A 24,216-nucleotide genomic window follows, 5' to 3' on the forward strand; every position below is an offset into this window, starting at 1 on the left:
CCAGGAGGCCGCGAGGGTGGCGCTGAGGCGAACATGCGCCCGCACTCCTGGCTAGTTTTTTCGTAGTTAATTTAAGTACGAAGGAAGGTAAGTTGTGGCGGCAGCCACGTCAAGGGGTGAGGGCGACCCCGCCTGAGCTGAGCTCATCCACTCGCACGAGCACTAAGGAGCAGGTCATACCCCACGTCCGACGCTGGGCCGCCTCAGGTTGACGCCCCCAGGGCTGATACCTAGGCTGAGACTTCCTTTACTTATAACGAAAGGGGTTGCTTGGTGGCCTCACAGTCGACTGCCGACCACCGCGCGGCCATCCTTGCACTGGCAGGGACGTCCGGTTCGTTGAGCCGAACCGACATCTCGCAGCGGCTGGACCTGAGCGCAGCGACGGTGACTCAGGTGACCAAGGAGTTGATCTCCGACGGGCTGCTCGAAGAACGCGCCTCGGCCCCATCTCGCGGCGGCCGACCTGCCCAGATACTGGGTTTGGCCGGTTCACCGCGGCGCGCGCTGGGAGTCAAGATAGCCCCGGACCGCCTAGCTATTTCTGACGTGGAGCTCGACGGGACCGTGCGCGATACTTCGGTGCACGATTTCGACCCCTCATCCGCAGACGCACTCGGAAACCTCACCGACGTGCTCAGAGAAGTGATCGACGGGCTCGACGGGAACGGCAGTTCGTTGCTGGGCATCGGGCTCGGCGTACCCGGCGGGGTCCACGATCCCGCCGAAGGCATCGTGAACGCAGACATCCTGGGTTGGCGCGGAGTGCCCCTCGGACGACGACTGCGGTCCAACCTCGGACTGCCCGTGCTGGTCGACAACGACGTGAACGCACTGGCCGCAGCGGACTGCCTGTACGGCAGAGGACGTCAGCACCGCGACTTCCTGATCGTCACGATCGGCGCCGGGATCGGAGCAGCAATCGTGGCCAGCGATGTGGTGTATCGAGGCGCACACGGCGACGCCGGCGAACTCGGACACACACCAGTCGATCCGAACGGCCCACAGTGCGTATGCGGTAACTACGGCTGTCTCGAAGCGATCATCGGCGACCGCGCCCTTGTCGCAGCAGCCCAGCGTGACGGTGTCCTAGCCGCAAACGAGGGCATCTCCGCCATCCATGCCGCCGCAGACCGGGGTGACCAGGCCGCGCAGCAAATCCTTCGCAACGCCGGAGACATACTCGGACGATCGGTCGCCCACGTCGTCAACCTCGTTGACCCGGAAACCGTCGCCATTTACGGCGAGGGAACCACCGCATGGCAGCACTGGCGCCCCGGCTTCGAACCCGCCCTCCGCGCCCACCTGCCCTCCGTGCGCAACAGCATCCCCGTCGAAATCGACCGATCGGACGACCAAACCTGGACCCAGGGAGCCGCAGCCCTGGTCATAGCCACACCGTTCGACACGACCGGAGCCACGCGGGAACAGGGCCGACAGATCCGCGCCCGCCTGACGTGCACCAACAATCTCCAGCAAGACAACAACCACGAGCAGCGCCAACCAGTCCTCTAAACTCCTCCCAACGACAGCGAGCTGCCGCAGAAGGCGCGGCCGGGGCAGCGTCAACAACACCGATGAGACGGACGTCAGCAACGCTTTCACCGTGTCGGTGCTGGAGACCGAACGCAGCCAAGCGCTGGCTTCGAACCGGTCAGAACTCGCCGTTCGCCCACTGCGGGAACTCCGAGACGACCCGCAACCACAAGGGTCCCCGTCGTAACCTCTTACGGCGGCGGCGACTGAGCGCAGCCGCCATCCGAAGGTGGGTTCGGCATCGAGCTCGACGCCTAAGTACCCGTCGGCATAGGCGAGGTTGCTACGCGTCCACGCGGCGAACCGATCGTCAGCCGCTGCGATCTCGGCTGCGCGTCGGTCCCCTCACTCGATGATGTGCCGCAGGTACAGCGCCTTCGCCGAGAAGTGCTGGTCGAACAGGCAGAACCGCTGAGGTGGCCCTTTCCTGGGGAATGCCCCTGCTCGCGGCGTGAGAAATGCCTGTCCCGAGCCGGCCCACCGGGGCCTGCTCGGCGCATTGGAGGAGATCACTGTTCAACCTCAACGTGTTTGGCCTGATCAACGTCACTCGCGCCGTCTTGCCGGTCATGCGGGCCCAGGGCAGCGGAAAGCTGGTGCACATCGGTTCGCGAGCGGGGTACGAGGGCGAGCCCGGCGTGAGCATGTACAACGCGTCGAAGTTCGCCGTCGCCGGCATCAGCGAGGCCCTGTCGCAGGAGATGGCGCCGTTCGGCGTGCAGAGCATGGTCGTCGAGCCCGGCGCGTTCCGCCACCGACTTCCTCGACCAGACCTCGCTGTCGCTGCCGGAGAACCGCATCAGCGCCTACGACGGCACCCCCGCGCACACCACCCTGGACTGGGCCGGCGAGGCCAATCACACCCAGTTCGGCGACCCAGCCAAGGGCGCGGCCCTGATCTACGAGATCACCTGCCAGGACGAACTGCCCACGCACCTCCCCCTTGGTCGGGACGCCATCGAGCCGCTACAAGTCAAGATCGCGCAACTGCACGACGACCTGGCACCCTGGCAGAAGAAGTCCGCTGCCACCGCCCACGCCGCATGAACGCACGAGAACCACGTCGCCGGTGAAATGATCGGGCTCGCCGAAGCTTCTCGGTGAAGACTGCTCGTCGCGCAGATTCACGAGAGGTCGCCGCTCTGCAGTATGGGTGTGCCGCGCCGGGAAGGCGCGGCACACCGCGCGACCCGGAGGCCGGCGACCGTCACCGGCAGCTGTCGGCCAACGAGATGGCCGTCAACACAGCACACGCCGGCTGCGCGGCCCGGGAGAGCGAGCGCGCAGCTCGAGCGAACGTCCGCTGGTCGACCTCTTCGCTCCGATATCCGGGGGCGAGGATGCGGATCACGACTTCGGTGTCCGCGGGGATGTCGGGCCGCCCTACCGCCAGGTCGATCGCCCACTCCTCGATCGCCGGGTGCGATCAGAATTCCGCCGCGATCCCACGACACGATGGCCGGAGGCGGCCATCCGCAATCCGGCCTCCGTCCCGAGGTCACCGCACCCGGCGATGAGCACGGTCACGAAACCCGCCGCTTCCCGACCGGCAACGCTCGCGCGAACCCGCTCGACCCATTCGAGCAACTAAAACCTAGCTGGCCAGATGAAACCCGCCCAGTGCGGCCCGATTTGCCTCGGCAGCGCCGAGTCGCACCCGATCCGGGCCGGGCTCACGCGTTGAGCAACCAGATGGATCCGTTGAGCGCGGTGGCGAACGACGTCCAGCCCGCGTAGGGCACCAGCAGCAGCGCGGCGACCCGATGGATCCGGCTGAACAGCACGATCGTGACCAGAATCGCCGCCAGCAGCACGACGATCTCGACCAGGGCCGTTCCGTAGCGGGCAGCCCCGAAGAACAACGGCGTCCAAGCCATGTTCAGCAGCAGCTGCGCGGCGTAGACCCCGAGCGGGGTAATGGCCGCGCGCAACGAGCCCGCTCGACGCCACACCAGCCACCCGGAGGCGGCGATCATCGCGTAGAGCACGGACCACACCGGGCCGAACAGCCAGGCCGGTGGCGCCCAGGGCGGCGTGCGCAACGCCTGGTACTCCTGACCGGCCGAGCCCGCCGCCAGCGCACCGACGACGGCCACCGCGGTCACGCAACCGGCGAACACCAGGGCCCCGGCGACCTCGCGAAGCACCGGCCTCGCCGAACTCGATGTCGTCATCACTCCACCTCACGTCTCACACCAGAACGACCACGAACAGAGCGATCCCACCGAACCAGGTTCGCGCCGCCGGCCGCCGATCGCCCAGCGGATTGCGCCACGATGCCGTGCCCAGCGCAGCGGACCGCGGTGGCCTCCGTCACCGGCAGGTACGCCAACATCCTCGGCTCGCTGCTCGCAGTTCGCCTCGATGCTCTTGAGCAGCGGAGCGAGCACTTCTTGCCAAGCGCCCCGATCTCCGCGCTGCCGCACGCACTTCGCGGCCTGCCTGCGCACACCCGGCACGTCGAACCGGGAAGCCGAGCGGCCGAGTCCGACCGCACCGAGGGGCAGGACGAGCCGGGAGCCTCGATCACCGCAGATGCCAACCTTGCTCGTGACGCCGGCTTCCGGCCGCCTGGAAGACGCGCTGCTCGCGACGATCTATGGCGCCCGCTCCCCCGCGGAGTCGGCCGACGCCAGCTGCTCGGCTCTCCGGACGATGTTGCGGACCATCCCTTCGAAGACCAAGCCGTGGAAGGGTGTGACGGCCCACCAGTAGAGCTGACCCGCGAGGCCGCGCGGGATGAACACGGCGCGCTGGTAGATCCGCGTGCCGAAGGCCCCCTCGGAGGTCACCGCGAACTCCAGCCACGCCCGGCCGGGAAGTTTTATCTCGGCCCGCAGCCGCAACAACCTACCTTCGTCCAGCGTCTCCACCCGCCACCAGTCCAGGGCCTCGCCGGTGCGCAACTCGTGCGGGTGCCGGCGTCCCCGCCGCAGACCGACGCCGCCCGCCATGCGATCGATCCACCCGCGCGCGGACCAGGCGAGCGGGAACGAGTACCAACCGTTCTCGCCGCCGATTCCGCGCACCACCTCCCACACGCGCTCGGGCGGCAGGGAGGTGTCGTGGGACCGGTCGTCGACGTAGGTGCTGCCCCCGGACCACTCGGGGTCCGAAGGCAGCGGGTCGGCCGGGACGACCGACGCGTCGGACCAGCGGGTCTCGACCTCCGCCTGCGCGATCTTGCGGAGCGCCAGCCGGAGCGCCCGCTGGTAACCGGTCTTGCCACCGTCGGGGAGGGGCACGAACTCGTCGATGTCGTGCTCGGAGCAGACCGCGTCGTGCACCAGCGATTCGATCAGCGGCGCCCCGATGTTCTTGGGGACGGGGGTGACGATGTTGATCCAGTGCGAGCTCAGCCACGGGGTCAGCACGCGGACAGGCAACATCCGCCGCCGCGGGAGACCGGCGACGACCGCGTACCCGTGCATCATCTCGGCGTAGGTGAGCACCTCCGGGCCGCCGATGTCGAACGTGCGGTTGACCGAGATCGGCAAGGAGAGCACGCCGACGAGGTAGTGCAGCACGTCGCGCACAGCGATCGGCTGAACCCGGTTGCGCACCCACCGGGGTGTGACCATCACCGGCAACCGTTCGGTGAGGTAGCGCAGCATCTCGAAGCTGGCCGAGCCGGACCCGATGATCACCGCTGCCTGCAGCACGACCGTCGGCACACCGCTGCGCAACAGGATCTCACCGACCTCGGCACGCGAACCGAGGTGCTCGGAGAGCCTTCCCGTGGACGGGTGCACGCCGCCGAGGTAGACGATCCGGCCGACGCCCGCCTCGCGCGCGGCCTGCGCGGTGATCAGCGCCGCTCGGCGGTCCAACCGTGCGAAATCGTCGACGTTCAGCGAGTGGACCAGGTAGTACAGCGCGTCGACGCCCTCGCACGCGGAAAGCACGTCTCCCTCGTCGAGCAGATCACCTCGCACCACCTCGACCTCGTCGCGCCACGGCACGTCAGCGAGCTTCTCCGGCGTGCGCACCAGGCATCGAACGCGATTCCCCTCGGCGAGCAGTCGAGGCACCAGGCGGCCTCCGATATAGCCGGTAGCGCCGGTCACCAGGCACAACACGAATTCAAACCTCTCGGTGATTCCAGTCGAATCGACTGCGCATCAAATCACCGTAGGCCAAACCCGACTGGCGCGCCTGACGCGGACGCGGACTCGCGTTCTCACCGGTGACGCACCGCCGCTCGTCACCCCGAGCGTGGTGACGTTCGGGGCAAAGCGGTGCGCGATGGGTCGTTGCCGGTCCAATGCCCGTGGAGCTGGCCCGTCCGGGCCTCTCGCCCAGAGCTGGCGCGCCCGTCCGGTGAGAACACCGGGCATCCGCTCTGCTGTGAACATGGCCATGTCGACCTGCCGTGCGAGCGCCGTGCCCGCGCGGGTCCGGTCACCGCTGGCCGAGCCGCGCTTCCAGAAAGCGGCTCCGCCCTTCGTCCAGGTCGACCATCGGGTCGGGGTAGTTCAACGAGCGGCGGTGGTCGACCGCGAGCTTCCACGGTTCGTGCACCGCCGCCCCGGGAACGGACCGGAGCTCGGGGAGGTACCGGCGGACGTAGTCGCCGCCGGGGTCGTACCGCTGGGCCTGCCGCAGCGGGTTGAGCACCCGGTTCGGCCGTGTGTCGGTGCCGGTCCCCGCGGTCCACTGCCAGTTCATCTGGTTGTTCGCCACGTCCCCGTCGACGAGGTGCCGCAGGAAGTGCCGGGCGCCGGAGCGCCAGTCGTGGTGCAGCGTTTTCACGAGGAAGCTCGCGGTGATCATCCGGGCGCGGTTGTGCATCCACCCCTCCCGCAGGAGCTGGCGCATGCCGGCGTCGACGATCGGGTACCCGGTTCGGCCCTCCTGCCAGCGGCGCAGCTCCTCGGGTTCCTCCCGCCAGGCGTCGCCGCGCGGCCGGTAGTCCTCGCCAGCGGTTCGCGGGCGCGCGGCCAGCACCTGGTGGTGGAAGTCCCGCCACGCCACCTGTCGGACGAACTCCTGCGCGCCCCGGGTGCGCGAACCCGCCCGGTGCACGACCTCCACCGGCGACAGCGTGCCGAAGTGCAGGTGCGGGGACAAGCGGGAGGTTCGGTCGCCCGCGAGGTCGTCGTGCCCCTCCGGGTAGTCGTCGACCAGCTCGCCGACCCATCGGTCCAACAGCTCGCGCCCGGCGCGCTCACCGCCGACCGCGAGCTCCGGGGCGACCTCCCCCGAGCAGATCTCCTCCCGCTCCGGGAGCGACCCGGGAGCGACGGTCGACGCCTCCAGTCGCTTCGGTGCCGCCAGCGGGCGCCTCCGCTCCACCGCCAGCCAGCGCCGCAGGTACGGGCCGAACACGGCGAAGTGGTCGTTGCCCCCGGTCGGCGTCACGGCTCCTGGCGGGACGGCGTTGACGCTGCCCTCGTGCACGTGCACACGGACGGGGAGCCCGTCGACGAGCGTTTCCTGCCTGCGCTGCGCGTAGCCGCTGACGTCGGCCGCGAGGTGGACCTCGTCGATCGGCTGCTCCGCCGCGAGGCGGCGCAGCACCGCCAGCGGATCCCCGCGCCTGACCACCAGCGGGGCACCGAGCTGCCGCAGTCCGCGATCCAGGTCCCGCAGGCTGCGCGTCAGGAACTCCGCGCGGTTGGGCGAGGTGAACTGGCTTCGGAGGATGCTGTCGTCCAGGACGAACAGCGGGATCACCCGGGATGCCGAGCCAGCGGCGGCGTGCAGGACGGGGTTGTCGTGCACCCGCAGGTCGCGGGTGAACAGGGCGACGGCGACGTTCATCGGCGGGAAGTACCTCACTCGGGATCAGCCGGGCAACGACAGGAGCATGACCGGATCGGTCGTGGGTTGCTCGGAACCGCCCGCCGGTTCGACGGTCACGCCGAGCTTGGTGGCTTCCTGCGGCAATTGGTGCACGATCGGAGACCGCTCGTCTTCCATCACGCCCATGGAACTGGCGCCGTCGGGCCCGATCGCCCACAGCTGGTGCGCGTGACCGGTGGGCGCATCGGGCATCCGCTCGCTCATGAACATCGCCCTGTCGAGCCGCCGCGACACGATGGCAGTCGCTTCGGCGCCGCCTTGCGCGCCGTGGACGATCCGGGCGTCCTCGGCTTGCAGCACCGCGGCCATCTCGGCGCCGCGCGCACCGGCCTGCTCCAGCCGCTGTTCGGCCTGGTCCAGTTCCCGCTGGGATTGCCAGGCCATGCCGCCGAACGCGCCCGCCGCCGCGATCGCGACGACCGATGCGGCGACCGCGAGCCGGGGGCCCAGCCCGCGTCGCGCTCGGGACGCGCGCGAGCCGATCGGCACCGGTTCGGCGATCGGGGGTTCCTGGCGCGTTTGGGCGATTTCGCGCAGCACTCGGCGCTTGAGGCCTTCCGGCGGTTCCGCCGCTGCGGCGACGCCGAGGCGGGAGGCAGTCTCGCGCAGTTCGTGCACCTCCTGCGCGCACTCCTCGCACGACTCCAGGTGGCGCTCGAACTCGGACCGCTCCGATCCGGAGAGCGCGTCCACGGCGTAGGCCCCGGTGAGGGTCGACATCTCGGTGCTCATCGGCTCGTCCCCAAGCAGTCACGCAGGCGGATCAACCCGTCCCGGAGGCGGGTCTTGACGGTGGCGGTCGGTGACTCCAGCAAGCCGGCCGCTTCGCGGTAGGTGTAGCCGCGGTAATAGGTCAACAGCACCGATTCGCGCTGGAGCTCGGTCAGCGTGGACAGGCAGCGCCACACCTGCCGGTGTTCCAGGTGCGCTAGCGCGGACTCGCTCACCTCGTCGAAGGCAGGGGAACCGGAGCGCGCGCCGACCTTCGCATCGCGGTCATGGGCGGCTTGCTCCGAGCGCACCCGGTCCACGGCGCGCCGGTGCGCCATGGTGAGCACCCAGGACAGCACGCCGCCCTTCTCCGGCCGGTAGCTCGTGGCGTTGCGCCAGACCTCGACCAGCACCTCCTGGGTGACCTCCTCGGACTGCGCGGCATCGCGCACGACGCGTTGCACGAGCCCGAACACCGGCCTGCTGATCACCTCGTACAGCTGCTCGAAAGCGGCTTCGCTCCCCTTGGCCACCTCGACCAGCAACGTGCGGGGGTCCGACGCCCGCTCCGGCTCTGGCTGCGTTCCCTCGGAACGGGTGTTCTCCTCCACACCGGATCCTTTCGTCAGGCCGGGCGTCGCGGGCGACGCCCGGAGCGGAAATCAAGATCGCGCGGTCTTGCGCATGCCGAACTGCCAGACGTCGAGGTATCCGGATCGGAAGCCAGCTTCACTGTAGGCCAGGTAGAACTCCCACATCCGGTGCAGCAGGTCGCCGAACCCGAGGGCGGCGATCTCGCCCCAGTTGGCGGTGAACCGCTCCCGCCACTGGCGCAGCGTCTCGGCGTATCCGGCCCCGAACGCGCGCCGTTCGGCCAGCACCATCCCCGTGTTGGCGCGGACGTTGCCCTCGATCAACTCCACCGAGGGCAACAGGCCGCCGGGAAAGACGTACTTGTGGATCCACGTGTAGGAGTCCTTGGTGGCCCGCAACCGGTCGTGCGGCATGGTGATCGCCTGGATCGCCGCGCTCCCGCCGTCGACCAGCAAGCGGTCGAGCGCGCGGAAGTAGGTGGGCCAGTACTGCGCGCCGACCGCCTCGATCATCTCGATGCTCACGATCGCGTCGTAGCGGCCTTGCACTTCCCGGTAGTCGCACAGCCGAACGTCGACCCGGTCGCTCAGGCCGGCGGCCGCGATCCGGTCGGCGGCCAGCGCCCGCTGCTGCTCGGACAGCGTCACGGTCGTAACCGCTGCGCCGCGCTGCGCGGCCCGGACGGACAGGGAACCCCATCCGGTGCCGATCTCGAGCAGCCGCGTCCCGGAGCGCACGCCGGCCAGGTCCAGCGCGGAGTCCAGTTTGGACACCTGGGCTTCGCGCAGGTCGCCGCCCGGCAACAGCGGTGCCCCGGAGTACGTCATCGTTTCGTCGAGGAACCGCGCGAAGACGTCGTTGGACAGGTCGTAGTGCCGGTGAATGTTGTTGCGCGATCCGGCAGTCGTGTTGCGGTCGCTCTCCGGCTGGTGCGCGTCCACCCAGCGCCGAAACGCCTGCAGCGGCCCGGGCACCAGTTCGGCGAGCCGAGCCGCGAACGGGGTGAGCAGTTCGGCCGGTTCCGGGCTGGTCCAGTCGCCTGCCATGTAGGACTCGCCGAAGCCGATCTTGCCGGCGTGCCCGAGCCGGTTGAAGAACTCGCTCGGCCGTTCGATGCGCATCAGCGGCGATCCGGTGCCGCCGCTGCCGAGCCGCTCGCCACCGGCCAGCGCGATGCGCACCGGCAATTCGCGCACGGCGTGCCGGAACAGCCGCTCCGCCAGCGCTGCTCGCACCGGCGCGTGCGGGGCCGGGCCGAGTTGTTCCCAGGGCGGCGGCGCCCCGGGGGCCACCGCACCGCCGGTCGGGCGTGGCTCGATCTCGGCGCTGGTCATGGTGACTCCTGTCGTTCGTGCTTCTTACGAGGGACGATCGGGACCCGGCGCAGCCACAGCGCGATGCCGTGCGCGCGGATCAGGGCGGAGACCCGGTGCGGTACGAGCGGCCTGCGCAGCAGCATGCGCACCAGCTCGCGATGGGTGGCCGGCACGCGCTCGCCGCTCATCGTGGCGGTGAGCAGCTTGCCCTCGGCGCCGTGCAGTTCCACACGCAGCGCGAGCCGCTCGCCGGGCGCGGCCAATCGCAACCGGTAGCGCCCGTGCTCGGGCAGGAAGGGGGAGACATAGAGCTGCTTGTCGGTCGCGGCCTCCGCGTCGGCATCCGGGTGCAGCAGGTAGCGGTGCGCTTCGCCGTAGGTGTTGTGCACCTCGACGACCACGCAGGCCTGCCGCCCGTCCGGCCGGTGGCACCAGTACACGGTGATCGGGTTGAACACGTGCCCGAGGACCCTCGCCTGCGCGAGCATCAGGATCTTGCCACCGGTCGGCTGGTCGTGCGCGGCCAGCCAGCGGTCCAGGTCGCGTCGCAGCGATTCGCCTTTGGCGCCGAGGTGGTCGCGCGCGTCGAACCGGGCGAAGAGACGCAGCCAAGGGGGCAGTTCGGGGAGTTCATCGAGGTCGACCAGCCAGGTGTAGAGCCGGTTCCGGAAGGTGCGCACGACGTCCACGTGCCGGGTGTGCGTCACCACGACGTCGTACAGCGCTGGAGCGGTCATGCCGACCCCCACCCCGCGCCGAACGCCTCGGCCGCGCGAACACCCGAGGCGCAACCGTCCTCGTGGAAACCCCAGCCGTGGTAGGCGCCCGCGAACCGCACCCGGCCGTCGCCGAGCTCGCCGAAGCGGCGCTGGGCGGCCACCGACTCCGCCGTGTAGATCGGGTGCTCGTAGGTCGTGGTGGCGAGCACGCGCCGTGGGTCGATGCGATCGTGGCCGAGGGTGACCACGTAGTCCTCGGGCTCGGCCAGCCGCATCAGCCGGTTCATGTCGTAGCTGACCGCCACCGCGCCCGGTCCGGACGCGCACGCCGGTTTCCGGTAGTTCCACGAGGCCCGCGCTCCCGCGCTGCGGGGCAGCGCCGCCGGGTCGGTGTGCAGCACCGCCTCGTTGCGCGAGTACTCGAAGCTGCCGAGCAGCTCCCGCTCGGCGCGAGTCGGTTCGGCGAGCAGGCGCAGCGCTTCGTCGGCGTGCGTGGCGATCACCGCGCGGTCCGCTCGGTGCACCGCGCCGGTGCCGTCGCGCACCTCGACGCCGTCGGGACGCCGGTGCACCGCGCGCACCGGCGTGCCCACGCGGACCACGTGCAACTGCTTGCCGACCCGTTCCACGTACTCCCGGGAACCGCCGACGACGGTGCGCCACGGCGGCGAACCGGTCACCGAGAGCATCCCGTGGTTGTGGAGGAACTCGAAAAGGTAGCGCGCCGGGTAGCGCGCGCTCAGCTGCGGACCGGAGGACCAGACCGCGGAGACAAGGGGCAACGCGAAGTGCTCCACGAAGTACCGGGAGTACCCGCCGCGGGCGAGGAACTCCCCCAGCGTCAGCTGGTCGTCCTCGCCGGTTTCGAGCACCTCCCGGGCGTGCCGGTGGAAGGCGCGCACCTGCGCGAGCATCCGCAAGTAGGCGGGTCGCAGCAGATTCCCGGGCTGCGCGAACAGGCCGCCGAGCCGCTTGGCCCCGGCGTATTCCAGCCCGCATCCCGCGCAGCTCACGCTCATCGACATCTCGGTGTCCTGCGTGGACACCCCGAGCTCGGCGAACAGGCGGAGCAGGTTCGGGTAAGTGCGCTCGTTGTACACGATGAAACCGCTGTCCACCCCGATCTCGCGACCGTCCGCGGTGCGCACGTCGTGGGTGTGCGCGTGTCCGCCGAGCCGGTCGTCCGCGTCGAACAGCAGTACCCGGTGGTTGCGGCGCAGCAGGTAGGCGGCGGTAAGGCCGGACACGCCAGCACCGATCACCGCGACGGTCGGGTCGTTCACGGCGCGCTCCTGTGCTCGTTCTCCTCGGCGATCAGGCGGACCCCCGCGGTGACGAAATCGCGCGTGCGGGCGTGCCACTCGGCGGCGTGGCGCAGCATCGCGTGCCCGGTCCCCGGCAGCACCACGTGTTCGACCTCTGCCCCGGCTCGCGCAGCGCGGCGGGCGTACTCGGCAGATGCGGGCGCGGAGGTGACCCGGTCGCGGTCGCCGTGCAGCAGCAGCACCTGGCGCCCCGCCAGTTGCGCGACCGGGTCCCGCGGCTCGGTCCACGGCGCGAGCGCGCACACCGCGCGCACCGGACCGCTACCGGCCAGCCGCAGGGCCGCCCGGCCGCCCATGGAGTGCCCGACCAGCACGACACCCGCGCCGGGGTGGCGGCGCTCCACCTCCCGCAGCGCCCAGCTCGCGTCGACGACCGCGTCCAGCGCCGGCTCGTTCCACCCGCGCACCCGGTTGCACAACAACCACACCGCCGCGCCCTCGACGGCGACCGCGCGATGCGCGGCGCGCGCGAACGGGAGCATTCGGCGGTAGGCGAGCTGCGCCGGGCGCACCGGATCGGTGCTCTGGGCCCGGCCGCCGTGCAGGACGAGCACGACCGCCCCGGTCTCGCGCGTGCTGGCGGGCAGCACGCGCAGCGAGGGCTCTGCGTAGTTCATACCTCTTATTCGGAGCGCGCCCCCGGGAGGATTGGTGACGTGATGGCCATCACACTCGGGCGGTGGGCCAATCCGGGACGCAGGCGGCTGCGAATAACGGGCATGCGCATCTCTGGACCCGGGGTCGCGCCCCGGATCGAACGGTTCGTCCACCGCTTGCTCGACGTCCCGCTGCCGGTCGGCCTCCGCGCGTGGGACGGCAGCGAGGCCGGTCCGGCCGGTGGCCCCACCGTGTCGCTGACGAGCCGGAAGGCCCTTCGCCACCTCCTGTGGAGTCCCGGCGAGCTGGGGCTCGCCCGGGCGTACGTGCGCGGTGACATCGAGGTGGACGGGGACCTGGCCGAAGCGCTCCGGCGCTGCTGGCGGCTGGCTCGCGAGCACCGGTTGAACGCGCTGCGCCCCGGCCCTCGCGAGTTGCCCGGACTGCTCGGGCTGGCGCTGCGCACCGGTGCGTTCGGTCCGCCGCCGCGGCGGCCCGAGGGCGAGGTTCGGGTGCGCGGCGCGCTGCACAGCAAGCGTCGGGACCGCAGCGCCATCGCTCACCACTACGACGCGGGCAACGACTTCTACCGGCTGCTGCTGGACCCGAGCATGGCGTACTCGTGCGGCTACTGGCAGCGCGAGGACGGAGGCTTGGAGCAGGCGCAACACGACAAGCTCGAGCTCATCTGCGCCAAGCTCGGCCTGCGGCCCGGAATGCGGCTGCTCGACGTCGGCTGCGGCTGGGGTTCGCTGCTGCTGCACGCAGCGCGGCACCACGGCGTGCGGGCGACCGGGATCACCTTGTCCAGGGAGCAGCACGCGCACGTGCGCCAGCGGGTCGCGGAAGAAGGCCTCACCCACGCGGTCGAGGTCCGCATGCAGGACTACCGGGATCTCGACGACGCTCCGTTCGACGCGATCGCGACCATCGAGATGGGCGAGCACGTCGGCGAGCGCAACTACCCGGAGTACGTCGCCGTGCTGCACCGGAACCTGCGGCCACGCGGCAGGTTGCTGCTGCAGCAGATGTCCCGCGGCGAGAACGCTCCGGGAGGCGGGCCGTTCATCGAGTCCTACATCGCTCCCGATATGAGCATGGTCCCGGTCAGCAGGACCTCGCAGCACTTGGAGCGTGCCGGGTTCGAGATCCGCGACGTGCACGCGATGCGTGAGCACTACGCGCGCACGGTGAGCGCGTGGTCGCGCACCCTGGAGGACCGGAGGGCCGAGGCAGCCGCGCTGATCGGGGAGGAGGGCGTGCGGATCTGGCGGCTCTACCTCGCCGGTGGCACCTTGGCCTTCGAGGAGAACCGGATGGGCGTGCAGCAGTTCCTCGCGGTGCGCCCGGACGCCGACGGCAACAGCGGCATGTTCAGGGCCCTTGCGGTGTGCGGCGAAGCCGCATGCGATGCGGGACTCGACTCGCACCGCCGCGGGGTCTGACGCGTCGTGCGGCGAGGACAGCCGCGACGCAAGCCACACACTGAAATATCTCCTTAGGGAGCGGTTCTGATGGGCATCGGTTCCTCGGTCGCGCTCGCACTGGCCGCGGCTTTCGCGGTGATCGTGCTGACCTTCGGCATCGCCCGGTGGCGCGGACGCTACGACACGATCGACAGCGCCTGGGGCGCGGGCTTCGCGGTCATCGCGGTGACCGGCTTCGCGACCGAGCCGCGCGGCATCGGCAGCGCTCTGGTCGTCACGGTGCTGACGGCGGTGTGGGGGCTGCGCCTGTCGGCGCACATCCACCTGCGCAACTCCGCGCACGGCGAGGACCGCCGCTACCGCGAGATGTACGCCCGCGCGCGCTCCCGGCCCCAACTGCGCATGTTCGCGCGCGTGTACCTCACGCAGGCGGCCGTGATGTGGTTCGTGTCGTTGCCGGTCGTGGCGGCCCAGCACCAGCCCGATTCCTTCGGCGTGCTGGGGGTTCTCGGTGTCGCGGTCTGGTGCGTGGGCTTCGCGTTCGAAGCCATCGGTGACGAGCAGCTGCGCCGATTCAAGGCCGATCCGGCGAACGCGGGCGAGGTGCTCGACACCGGGCTGTGGCGCTACACCCGGCACCCGAACTACTTCGGCGACGCCTGCGTGTGGTGGGGCCTGTACCTGATCGCGGCGCAGCACTTGCCGGGTGCGCTGGCCGTGCTGTCCCCGCTGCTGATGACCTGGCTGCTCGCCAGAGGCAGCGGCAAACCCATCACCGAGCGACACCTGGCGGGCAACCGCCCCGGCTACGCCGACTACGTCGCTCGCACCAGCGGGTTCTTCCCGCTGCCTCCGAAGAAGCGCTGAAGTGCGGGCGATCGCAAGCGCGCCGCGGCCGCGAAGGCACGGCACGACCGGTCACAACTCCTCCGGCCGGCCCGGCGCCGGGCGCTCAGTGGCGGCGAGCGTTCTGGCCGTCGCCGCCGCGCTCGGCTCCGGGCACCTGCTCGCGGGCCTCCTCGGGCCGAACTCCCCGCCCCACTCGGCGGTCGGCAACACGGCCACCCCGAGTTTCCTTCGGCGCGCGTTCACATCGCGCCGGGGCGCGAGCGCAGTGCGCGCTTGGCGCCTGCGCGTGGAACCTCGCGACGTTGCTGCTCGCCGCGGGCCTGGCGCAGTACCCTCGACGTCGACAAAGTCCTCGGGCCACCGGAATCGATCTCAGGGGCGACCTCGCCCCGATCGAACGGCGGCCACGAGGCCGTTCCACGAAGGCGCCGCCCGGCTGGCGTGATCTAACCGGAATGGAAGGACGCATGCGAGAGCTCCAACTTCCCGACGGTGGCCGATTGCCCGCCCTGGGCCAGGGCACCTGGGGCATGGGAGAGCGGCGAGCGCAGCGGGCAGCCGAGGTCGCGGCGCTGCGGCACGGGATGGACCGCGGCCTCGCGCTGATCGACACCGCCGAGATGTACGGCAGCGGCGGTGCCGAAGAGGTCGTTGGCGAGGCGATCCGCGGTCGGCGCGACGACGCGTTCCTGGTCAGCAAGGTGTTGCCCAGCAACGCCAGTCGGCGGTCGACGATCCGCGCGTGCGAGGAAAGCCTGCGCCGCCTGAACACCGATCACCTCGACTTGTACCTGCTGCACTGGCGGGGAAGCGCACCCCTGGCCGAGACCCTGGACGCCTTCGCGGAGCTGCAGGACAGCGGCAAGATTCGCCACTTCGGAGTCAGCAACTTCGCACCCGAGGACATGGCGGAGCTGTTCGAGCACGAGCTCGGCCGGCGGAGCGCCACCGACCAGGTTCTCTACAACCTCACCAGGCGCGGCATCGAACTCGACCTGCTGCCGTGGTGCCAGCAGCGGGATCTCCCCGTCATGGCGTACTCCCCGATCGAGCAGGGCCGGCTGCTGGACCAGCCAGTGCTGCACCTCATCGCGGAACGCCACGCAGCCACCTCGGCGCAGATCGCGCTCGCGTGGGTGCTGACCCGCGAGGGCGTGTGCGCGATCCCCAAGGCGGCCACCACCGCGCACATCGACCAGAACCTGCAGGCCCTGGCCCTGCAGCTGTCCGAGCACGACCTCGCCGAACTGGACCGGGCGTTCCCTGCGCCGAACCGCCCGGTCCCGCTGGAAATCCTCTGACGCAACGGGCACGCCCCGGTGGAAGGACTGCCCAGGAGCGGCGAGTCCGCACCTGGTGTTGCTGCCTCGACCGGACGCGCGGCTGGGTGCGCCGGCCGCGCGTCCGCACGGCGGATCCGTTCTTCGGCACCGCGAAGCTGCCGTGGCTGCTGCGCAACCGGCCGAGCGTCGCCGCGCGCGCCAGCCACGTCGTCTCGGCCAACGGTTACGTCGCCGGAATGCTGACCGGCCGCGCCGCGCTGGACGACTCCTCCGCGTCGCTCATGCAGGGATTCGACGAAGCGGCGGGCGCGTTCGACGAGCGGCTGCTGGGACGCGGCCTGGGGATCGAGCTGCTGCCGCAGATCGTCGCGACGACCGACGTCGTCGGCGCCGTGAACACGTCGCAGCGGGCGTCTTCGCGCTCACCGGTGGCGACCTGACCCACACCACCGGGCTGCACGTCCCGGTCGATTCCGGCGTGGTCGGCGCGTTCCTGCGCTGAGCCCGCCGATCGCCACCCGGCTGCGGGGGATGTGCCCCGTCCCCCGCAGCCACCCGGGAGGCGAACCGAGCGCGCGAGGACGCTGAAACATCTCTTAAGACGCCCGCTTCTCCGCACCACACCGCCGGAGCGCGGCTCCGGCCACCTGTCGTTCCCGAACGGTCACGTGCCGCGTGCGGGACGGGCCAGTGGGAACGGCAACGTGTCCCGAATCGGCCGACCGGTGAGCAGCATCAGCAAGCGGTCCACTCCCAGCCCGAGCCCGCCGGTGGGCGGCATGGCGAATTCCAACGAGCGCAGGAAGTCCTCGTCCAACTCCATCGCCTCCGGATCACCACCGGCCGCTTGCAACGACTGCTCGGTCAACCGGCGGCGCTGCTCGATCGGATCGACGAGTTCGGAGTAGGCGGTACCGATCTCCACGCCGAAAGCGACCAGGTCCCAGCGTTCGGCGAGCCTCGGGTCGTGGCGGTGCGGGCGGGTCAGCGGAGAGACATCGACGGGGAAATCGGTGTAGAAGGTCGGGCGCGTCGTGTGGCGCTCGACCAAGCGCTCGTAGAGCTCGACCACGAACGCGCCACGTGGCCAGTCCGGATCGCAGGAGACGTCCGTCCGCTCGCACAGCGACCGCAAGTGCTCCGGCGGAGTTTCCGGGGTGATCTCCTCGCCCAACGCCGACGACAACGCCTCGTGCACGGTGATCACCGGCCAGCTGCCGGACAGGTCGATCTCCTCGAAGTGATCGCCGGTCTCCCGCCGCCGAGCCACCGGCTCCCCGTGCACAGCAGTGGCCGCGGCCTGCACCAGCTGCTCGCACAGCTGCCGCATCACCGTGTAGTCGGCGTGGGCCTGATAGGCCTCCAGCATCGTGAATTCCGGGTTGTGCCGGGCCGAGACCCCCTCGTTGCGGAACGTGCGCCCGAGCTCGAAGACTCGTTCCACCCCGCCCACGCACAGCCGCTTCAGGTAGAGCTCCGGGGCGATGCGCAAGTACAGCGGCATGTCGTAGGCGTTGATGTGAGTCCGGAACGGCTGCGCCGAGGCACCACCGTGCACCGGCTGAAGAATCGGCGTCTCGACTTCCAGGAACTGGTGGTCGGTCAGCGTCGAGCGCAACGCCTGCAAACCGGCCGAGCGGGCTCGCAGCATCTCCCGGGAATCGGTGCCGACGATGAGATCCACCGAGCGCGCTCGGGCTCGGGTCTCCGGGTCGGTGAGACCGGCGTGCTTGTCGGGCAGCGGACGCAGGCATTTCGAGGCCAAGGTCCAATCATCGGCCAACACGGTGGTCTCGCCGTGACGAGTGGTGATGACCTCGCCCTGCACCGAGACCAGGTCGCCGATGTCGATTTCGTCCTTCCAGGCCCGCCACCGATCTGTCCCCGTTTCGGAGGTGGTGAACATGGCCTGCAGCTGCCCGGACCAATCGCGCAAGGTGGCGAAGCACAACCGCCCGTGGTCGCGCAGCAGCACGACTCGGCCGGTGACCGCGGTGCGTTCGCCGGTGCGGACATCAGGTGCGGTCCCGGCATATCGGTCGGCGATGTCCGCGCAGGAATCGGTGCGCGAGACCTGCGCCGGGTACGGATCACCCCCGGCCTCCCGGATCTTGGCCAGCGTGTCCAGGCGAACCCGCATCTGCTCGGGGATCGATCGCTGACGGGACTCCTGCTCGAGCGGCTCGGTCACCGGCATCCGGTCCTCACCTCGTGCGGTCGTGGCGGCGGTGGCGGTGCCGCTCGAACCGAACAGGGGGACGAATCCCTCGGCCGCCGCCGAGGCGAACCCGACTCGGGCCAGATCGCGTCGATCGCCGAAACCGATGAACCGAGGAACCCACTCGGGCTGGTACTTGGCGTTCGAGCGGTACAGCGACTCCAACTGCCACCAGCGCGAGAAGAACAGCAGGATCCCGCGCCAGGACCGCAGCACCGGACCCGCGCCCAACCGGGCACCCTCCTCGAACACCTCTCGGAACACCGCGAAGTTCAGCGAGACCCGCTGCACGCCCGCGGGCGTCGCTCCCCGCACGTGCCCTCCCGAACGCGCCAGGGAGCTGATCATCAGCTCCGTGAGCCCGTTGTCGCTCTCGGGCGCTCGGCGCATGGCTTCCAAGGACAGGCCGGTGCGCCCCCACGGCACGAACGAGAGCATCGCGCACACTTCATCGTCGGCGTTCACGGCTTCGACCAGCACGCATCCGCCATCGGCCGGATCGCCCCACCGGCCCAGGGCCATCGAGAAGCCGCGTTCGGTGTCGCTTCCCCGCCACCGAGCAGCACGGCTGGCCACCTCGGCCATCTCCTCCGCCGAGATCTCCTCCTGCCTGCGGATCCGCACCCGGTATCCGGAGCGGTGCAACCGGTTGACAGCCTGGCGCACCGGCCGCATCTCGCGGCCTTCCAGGCTGAAGGTGGACAGGTCCAGAACCGCCTCATCGCCCAACCTGAGGACCTTCAACCCGGCCCGCGCGTAGGCGCGGGCGCCGCGTTCGCCCGCGCCGATCACCGCCGGACGCCAGGTGTAATCCCGGCACATTCGCAGCCATCGCTCGATCGCCGGTCCCCACGCTTCGGGGTCGCCCAGCGGGTCACCGCTGGCCAAGCAGACGCCCGCGACCACGCGATAGCTGATGGCGGCCTTGCCACTGGTCGAGAAGAGCACCGCCTTGTCCCGCCGCGTGGCGAAGTAGCTCAACGAGTCGACCTCGCCGTGCTCGGCCAGCAGCGCCCGCACCCGGCGCTCGTCGTCCGCGGGCAGCACCGAGGCGGTGCGCTGGGACCGGAACAGCACCGCCAGCGTGGCGAACAGCGTGGCCATTCCGAACGTGCCGAGCACGAGGTTCACCCAGCCCGGAGCCTGCCCGGTGCGGGTGATGTCCAGGGTCACCGCACCTCCCAGCACTCGTTCGACCGTCCAGCTGACCCTGTCAGCGGGGTCGTGCAACGAGCCCGAGAACACCGTGACCAACCCGTAGCCCAGCGCGATGGACGCCGCGACCAGCCCGGCGAACGTGCCCAGCGCCTTGGGCACGCTGGCGCGCTGCACCCGGCCGTAGAACTGGCGCGAGGCCAACCCCAGAACCACCAGCACGGCTGTGGTGAGCACCACGTTGGCTCCCAGTGCCCACCGCAACCTGCTCGGCAGCACCTGCTCGACGACACCCGGCTCCCACGGGATCGCCAGGACGAGCAGCAGCACCAGCCCCGACAGGAGGAGTTGCAATGCCAGCACCAGCAGCAGGATCCAGTAGGCGATGCGCTTGCGGCGCCCCAGCGCACCCGCCAGCACCAGCAGGAAGGCCGCATATCCGAGGTTTGCGGGAGCGGGGAACAGCACCAGGTCGGTGAACTCGCGCACCGGCTGCATTCCGCTTCGGAATGCCGCTCCGACCGCGGCCAAGGCGCACAGGGCCGCGATGCACACCAGCGTCCCGACCACGATCCGCGGGACTCGAGCTGTCCAGCCCGGCTCGGTCGCGGGCAACCACCCGCTCCGCGACCGGCCCTCCGATGCTGCCCGACCCATCCGTACCTCCTCCACTTACGCTGGCACGCGGTGGACGATCGATGTTGACCACACAGACCCTAGGACGGTTCATGCGCGCCGACTCCGACGCCCGGGTTGCGGCCCGGTGGGAGGCACGTGTACTCGCGGGATGCTGCGCGTGCGCCGCTGCGCTCTACAGCCTCTGGGTGCTGGGACCGTGGATCAATCCGGATCTGGATGCGCTCAACGGCTACGTCAGCGAATACGCCGCCCGCGACCAGCCGGGGAGCCCGCTCTTCCGCGTGGGCGACGGACTCGCCGGGTTGCTGGCAGCCGCAGCTGCCGTGGCCGGGTTCCGGTACAGCCGCAGCGGGGTCGTCGGGTGGAGCGGTCTGCTGGTCTTCGGCGTCGCCACCGGGCTGGACGGAGCGCTGACCCCGATGGCGTGCGCGAGCTTCGTCGACACGGGATGCGCGGTGCGCGAGCTCGTCGGAGCGCTCCCCGCCACCCACGCGTTGCACGAGATCACCAGTTCCGTTGCGGCGTTGGGGGCGCTCGTGGCCATGGGCGGGCTGGCCCGGGCCGGCATCGGACCGCCCGCGCGCTGGGGGTGGGCGTGGTGCTCGGCGACCGGAGTGGCAACGGCGGTGACGCTGGCAGCGCTGTGGCTGGGCACGGGAGCCGGGGTGGTGCAGCGAGCGCAGCTCGCCCTGATCGCGACCTGGCTGATCGCATTGGCCGTCACCGGTGCCCGTCCGCGATCCGCAGGTGGTCGCGATGCCTGAGTCGACCACGATCCTGCTGACCTCGGGAATGGCCGGTGCCGCCTACGACTGGGAACCGGTCATGCCCGGGTTGCGGGCGCCGCATCGGGTGCATCGGCTGGAACGCCCCGGCCTCGACGGGTCCACACCTCGACCGGGACTGCCCAGCCTGCGTGCCGAGGCCGACCGGCTGGGTGCCGCCGCGGACCGGCACGGCGGTGCGGTGGTGGTCGCGCATTCGGTCTCGGCCCTGCACGCCGAGGCGATGGGTCGACGGCATCCGCGCTCGCTGCGCGCGCTCGTGCTGCTGGACCCGAGCTGCGGTGGCGCTCCACCACACCCCCGGTGGCCGCTGGCGGCCGCAGAAGCGCTGGGCCGCCACGCGACCACCTGCGTCGCACCGCTCGGTCCGGCCATCTGGGCGGCCGGTGCGCGTGCGCAAACGTCCCGACCGCTGCCACCAGCGGTGCGCGCGGCCGGACGGGCCCGATTCCGCTCGCCTGCCGCGATCACCGCGGCATGGCAGGAATACCTCGCTTTCGAACCGATGCTGCGCGACCTGGCCGTGCTCCGGCAACGCACGACGTTTCCTCCCGTACCCGTCTGGATCCTCACCGCCATCGGGGGAATGCGCGCGAACGCGGCCGTGCGGTGGACGAGATGCCACACCCGCCTGGCACGGCTCCTGGGAGGTCGCCACCGCCTGCTGCCCGACAGCCGGCACCAGTTGGCATGGGAGTACCCGGACGCGGTGGTGGAGACCATCGAAGCCGCGACGGAGAGCCTGCGATGAGGACCGGACTGGCGCTCGCACTGGCAGTGGTCTCCCTGCTGCTCACCGGCTGCGCGGACCCGGCCAAGGCGATCTCGGCCGCCGGGTACCGCAACGCCGTGTCCCTGGGCGCTCGAACGGAGCTGGCGCAGCGCGGTGTTCTGCTACGAGACCGCCCGGCGTGCCGCACCAGCGGTGCCGAGAAAGCCCACCCGGGTTCCGATTTCGCCATCGAGTGCACGGCTTCGACGCCGGACGGCGCCGCGGTGACCGTGCACGGCGTGGTCACCGCAGCGGGCACCCCGGCCCAACGCGAGGACTACGTCATCCGGCTCGACGGCAGGACGTTCCTGCACGCCGACTGCCTGGGCGCCGGTTGCCGGTGACCTCCGCCCGTCAGTCCGGTCGAGCACTTCCGCCGGACGGCCGCGATGAGCCGAATGCCGGGATCCGCACCGGCGCATCGGCACGCGCAGGTCGCTTCCCGCGCGCCGCCCGACCACGTCTGCCTCGCGGGGCTCGACTCGGCGGGTGAGGATCCGAACCCTTGCTCGGTTGGCGGATCGATCCCGCTGGTTCAGTCGTCCTGGCCGTCGTCGGCACCGTCGTCCATCCCGGCCCGGCCATCGGTCTCGATGCCACCATCCCGGTCGTCGATCCCGTCGTCGTCGATCCCGTCGTCGGCGCCGTTGCGGTCGTCGTCGAACCGATCGTCGGCACCGGCCGGGTCGTCGTCGCACCGATCGTCGGCGTCATCGCCGGTGTCGCGCCGGTCGTCCACGCGGTCGGCAACATCGTCGATGCAGTTCCGCGCCGGTTGCTCGGGAAGCAACCCGGCCTGTTCCGGGACCGGTCGCACGCCAGGTTGTCCGGGACCGGACGGGACCGCGTTCGGTTCGGCCGCCAGCACCACTCCGGTGCCGCCGAACCCCACCACCGCGACCGCCGCTGCCGCCGCGATCCACGTCCGCTTGCCGTGCCGAATCTGCATCGTTCTCACCTCTCGCTCACCGACTTCGACCGGATGAGAACCAGCATCGGCATGGATCGTGAGCCCGTGCTGAAGATCGAGTGAAGGGATTCTCATCCGAGCCGGAGCACGGCGAGCAGTCATCCGTGATCCCGGCCGGACCGGGCATCTCCGCTGCGCACAAGACCTTTCACTCCGTCGCGGCGTTCGCGCCGGCGAGATCGTCGAGGACGGTCAGGGCTGCTCGGACCGCGGGGTGTTCGCGGGCGCCGCGGGCGGTGAGGGTGAGGAACCGGCGCGCTGGCGGCGCCTCGGCGAGCCGGACGCGAACGATGCCCTCCTGCCCGGGCAGCCGCACGGAGCGCGGGACGAGGGCGATGCCGTGGCCATCACCGACCAGGGCGCCCACCAGGCTCCAATCCTGCGCCTGATGGGTGACCTCCGGGGTGAAGCCCGCCCGGGAACACGCGGTGAGCACGTGTTCCCGGCACGGCGAACCGGGCATTCCCAGGATCCACGTCTCGGCGGCCAGGTCGGGCAGGGACGCTTCCGGCTCCGCGCCCAGCTCGTGGTCGGTCGAGACCACCAGGTCGAACGGGTCGTCCAGCAGTGCTCGCTGATCGAATCGCGTGTCGGTCAGCGGCGGGGCGTCCCGGGTCGCCTCGACGACCGCGACATCAGCTTCGCCTGCGAATATCAGGTCGAAGCTCTCCAGCGGATCGGCCTCGCGCAACCGGACGGTCAACCGGGGCGCCTCGGTGCGCAGCCGGACCGCCGCGGGGCTGAGCAGCGTGCACACGGCGGTCGGGAACCCCGCGAGCCGCAACGTCCCGGACGGCCCGTCCGCCCCGACGTCGTGCAGCTCGGCCTCGGCTCGGCGCCACCGCTCCTCGATGGCGTCGGCGTGCGCCAGCAGGGATCTGGCGGCCGCGCTCAACCGCACCCGGCGGCCCTGCGGCTCCAGCAGCGTCACCCCGAGTTCCTTGCCCAGCTGCCGCACCTGCTGCGACACCGCCGACGGGGTCAGGTGCAGGCTCCTCGCCGCCGCCGTCACCGTTCCGCAGCGCTCCACCGCGCGAAGCACCTGAAGTCGCCGAAGGTCAATCATGAAGTCATGGGTACACGATTTCGTGCATGAATCAAAGATGGACCTGAACGTTCCTTCCTCCCAGGCTGGAAGCACCAACACCGGTCGAGCATTGGAGCCACCATGATCGCCACCTGGACGGTCCTGCTCATCACCGCCGCCGTCATGTTCTCGGTCGCACTCGACCTCGCCATCTGGGCCCAACGGCTCCCGAGCAGAACCCCACCGCCGCCACACGCCGAGACCCGGCACCCCTGCGCCGATCGCGGCTCCCGATCGTGACGAACCACGAGCGCACGAGGAACCGGGTGGACGAACACCCCTGTCATCGCCGCTCGCCACCGCAATCGCGGCCCATGGCGAGCTTGCTCTTGCCATTCATCGCCGCCTTGGCCCGCCATCGCGGAGGATGCCGACGCCGGTGAGATAGCCGAGATCGCCCCCGCGACGCAGACCGCGATCTCCGCGAC

21 protein-coding genes are annotated in these 24,216 nt (G+C 70.5%); 9 read left to right on the top strand and 12 right to left on the bottom strand.

What is annotated here, in order from left to right; translation table 11 throughout:
- Positions 1-273 precede the first annotated feature (273 nt).
- Together ABD289_RS20525 and ABD289_RS20530 are read left to right on the top strand one after the other, a co-directional pair.
- Complete coding sequence (locus ABD289_RS20525) at positions 274-1,515, top strand: ROK family protein (RefSeq protein ID WP_344135346.1); 1,242 nt, start codon at positions 274-276, stop codon at positions 1,513-1,515.
- Positions 1,516-1,994: 479 nt separating this feature from the next.
- On the top strand, positions 1,995-2,609 hold the full coding sequence (locus tag ABD289_RS20530) for an SDR family NAD(P)-dependent oxidoreductase (RefSeq protein WP_344135349.1): 615 nt from the start codon (positions 1,995-1,997) through the stop codon (positions 2,607-2,609).
- Positions 2,610-3,209: 600 nt separating this feature from the next.
- Here ABD289_RS20530 and ABD289_RS20535 read toward each other — a convergent pair.
- The 9 genes from ABD289_RS20535 to ABD289_RS20575 all read right to left on the bottom strand — a co-directional run bounded on the left by ABD289_RS20535 (position 3,210) and on the right by ABD289_RS20575 (position 12,623).
- Entirely contained in the window at positions 3,210-3,710 is a 501-nt protein-coding gene (locus ABD289_RS20535) for a TspO/MBR family protein (RefSeq protein ID WP_344135352.1), read from the bottom strand.
- A 423-nt stretch (positions 3,711-4,133) separates the two neighbouring features.
- Entirely contained in the window at positions 4,134-5,615 is a 1,482-nt protein-coding gene (locus ABD289_RS20540; protein WP_344135355.1) for an SDR family oxidoreductase, read from the bottom strand.
- A 322-nt stretch (positions 5,616-5,937) separates the two neighbouring features.
- Entirely contained in the window at positions 5,938-7,299 is a 1,362-nt protein-coding gene (locus ABD289_RS20545; RefSeq protein ID WP_344135358.1) for a cryptochrome/photolyase family protein, read from the bottom strand.
- A gap of 24 nt (positions 7,300-7,323) precedes the next feature.
- Positions 7,324-8,073, bottom strand: a complete 750-nt coding sequence (locus ABD289_RS20550) for an anti-sigma factor (protein ID WP_344135361.1) — start codon at positions 8,071-8,073, stop codon at positions 7,324-7,326.
- Positions 8,070-8,663: an ECF RNA polymerase sigma factor SigK gene (sigK, locus tag ABD289_RS20555; protein WP_344135364.1), complete on the bottom strand. Its 594-nt coding sequence runs from the start codon at positions 8,661-8,663 to the stop codon at positions 8,070-8,072. The genes ABD289_RS20550 and sigK overlap by 4 nt, the downstream gene beginning before the upstream one ends.
- 51 nt (positions 8,664-8,714) lie before the next feature.
- On the bottom strand, positions 8,715-9,980 hold the full coding sequence (locus ABD289_RS20560) for a class I SAM-dependent methyltransferase (protein WP_344135367.1): 1,266 nt from the start codon (positions 9,978-9,980) through the stop codon (positions 8,715-8,717).
- Positions 9,977-10,699, bottom strand: coding sequence for a DUF1365 domain-containing protein (locus ABD289_RS20565; RefSeq protein WP_344135370.1), 723 nt, complete (start codon positions 10,697-10,699; stop codon positions 9,977-9,979). The genes ABD289_RS20560 and ABD289_RS20565 overlap by 4 nt, the downstream gene beginning before the upstream one ends.
- A complete protein-coding gene (locus ABD289_RS20570; protein WP_344135373.1) occupies positions 10,696-11,964 on the bottom strand; it encodes an NAD(P)/FAD-dependent oxidoreductase in 1,269 nt (422 codons plus the stop codon). Before ABD289_RS20570 ends, ABD289_RS20565 begins: the two co-directional genes overlap by 4 nt.
- Positions 11,961-12,623: a dienelactone hydrolase family protein gene (locus ABD289_RS20575; protein ID WP_344135375.1), complete on the bottom strand. Its 663-nt coding sequence runs from the start codon at positions 12,621-12,623 to the stop codon at positions 11,961-11,963. Before ABD289_RS20575 ends, ABD289_RS20570 begins: the two co-directional genes overlap by 4 nt.
- Positions 12,624-12,725: 102 nt before the next feature.
- Between ABD289_RS20575 and ABD289_RS20580 the strand changes: the two genes are divergently transcribed.
- The 4 genes from ABD289_RS20580 to ABD289_RS20595 all read left to right on the top strand — a co-directional run bounded on the left by ABD289_RS20580 (position 12,726) and on the right by ABD289_RS20595 (position 16,602).
- Complete coding sequence (locus ABD289_RS20580; protein ID WP_344135378.1) at positions 12,726-14,048, top strand: class I SAM-dependent methyltransferase; 1,323 nt, start codon at positions 12,726-12,728, stop codon at positions 14,046-14,048.
- 69 nt (positions 14,049-14,117) lie between these two features.
- The gene (locus ABD289_RS20585; RefSeq protein ID WP_344135380.1) at positions 14,118-14,897 is read left to right on the top strand and encodes a DUF1295 domain-containing protein; all 780 of its coding nucleotides are present in this window, start codon (positions 14,118-14,120) and stop codon (positions 14,895-14,897) included.
- A 449-nt stretch (positions 14,898-15,346) separates the two neighbouring features.
- On the top strand, positions 15,347-16,180 hold the full coding sequence (locus ABD289_RS20590) for an aldo/keto reductase (RefSeq protein WP_344135383.1): 834 nt from the start codon (positions 15,347-15,349) through the stop codon (positions 16,178-16,180).
- A gap of 86 nt (positions 16,181-16,266) precedes the next feature.
- On the top strand, positions 16,267-16,602 hold the full coding sequence (locus tag ABD289_RS20595) for an FGGY family carbohydrate kinase (RefSeq protein ID WP_344135386.1): 336 nt from the start codon (positions 16,267-16,269) through the stop codon (positions 16,600-16,602).
- Positions 16,603-16,826: 224 nt separating this feature from the next.
- Here ABD289_RS20595 and lysX read toward each other — a convergent pair whose 3' ends face one another.
- Positions 16,827-20,192, bottom strand: coding sequence for a bifunctional lysylphosphatidylglycerol synthetase/lysine--tRNA ligase LysX (gene lysX, locus ABD289_RS20600; protein ID WP_344135389.1), 3,366 nt, complete (start codon positions 20,190-20,192; stop codon positions 16,827-16,829).
- 41 nt (positions 20,193-20,233) lie between these two features.
- Here lysX and ABD289_RS20605 point away from each other — a divergent pair, with 41 nt between their 5' ends.
- From ABD289_RS20605 to ABD289_RS20615, 3 genes are read left to right on the top strand one after another with little or no spacing between them, the layout of a single operon-like run.
- Positions 20,234-20,938 (top strand): DUF998 domain-containing protein, encoded by a 705-nt coding sequence (locus ABD289_RS20605; RefSeq protein WP_344135392.1) that lies wholly within the window; start codon positions 20,234-20,236, stop codon positions 20,936-20,938.
- Positions 20,931-21,710 carry an alpha/beta fold hydrolase gene (locus ABD289_RS20610; RefSeq protein ID WP_344135395.1) on the top strand — a complete coding sequence of 260 codons (780 nt, stop codon included), beginning with the start codon at positions 20,931-20,933 and terminating at the stop codon, positions 21,708-21,710. Before ABD289_RS20605 ends, ABD289_RS20610 begins: the two co-directional genes overlap by 8 nt.
- Positions 21,707-22,075, top strand: coding sequence for a hypothetical protein (locus tag ABD289_RS20615; RefSeq protein ID WP_344135400.1), 369 nt, complete (start codon positions 21,707-21,709; stop codon positions 22,073-22,075). Before ABD289_RS20610 ends, ABD289_RS20615 begins: the two co-directional genes overlap by 4 nt.
- A gap of 191 nt (positions 22,076-22,266) precedes the next feature.
- Here the strand turns inward: ABD289_RS20615 and ABD289_RS20620 are convergent, their stop codons facing one another.
- A complete protein-coding gene (locus ABD289_RS20620; RefSeq protein ID WP_344135403.1) occupies positions 22,267-22,680 on the bottom strand; it encodes an ATPase in 414 nt (137 codons plus the stop codon).
- A 169-nt stretch (positions 22,681-22,849) separates the two neighbouring features.
- On the bottom strand, positions 22,850-23,767 hold the full coding sequence (locus tag ABD289_RS20625) for a LysR family transcriptional regulator (RefSeq protein WP_344135406.1): 918 nt from the start codon (positions 23,765-23,767) through the stop codon (positions 22,850-22,852).
- Positions 23,768-24,216: the final 449 nt, after the last annotated feature.

The sequence above is a fragment of the Saccharopolyspora halophila genome, from assembly GCF_039531955.1.
GTDB lineage: Bacteria > Actinomycetota > Actinomycetes > Mycobacteriales > Pseudonocardiaceae > Saccharopolyspora > Saccharopolyspora halophila.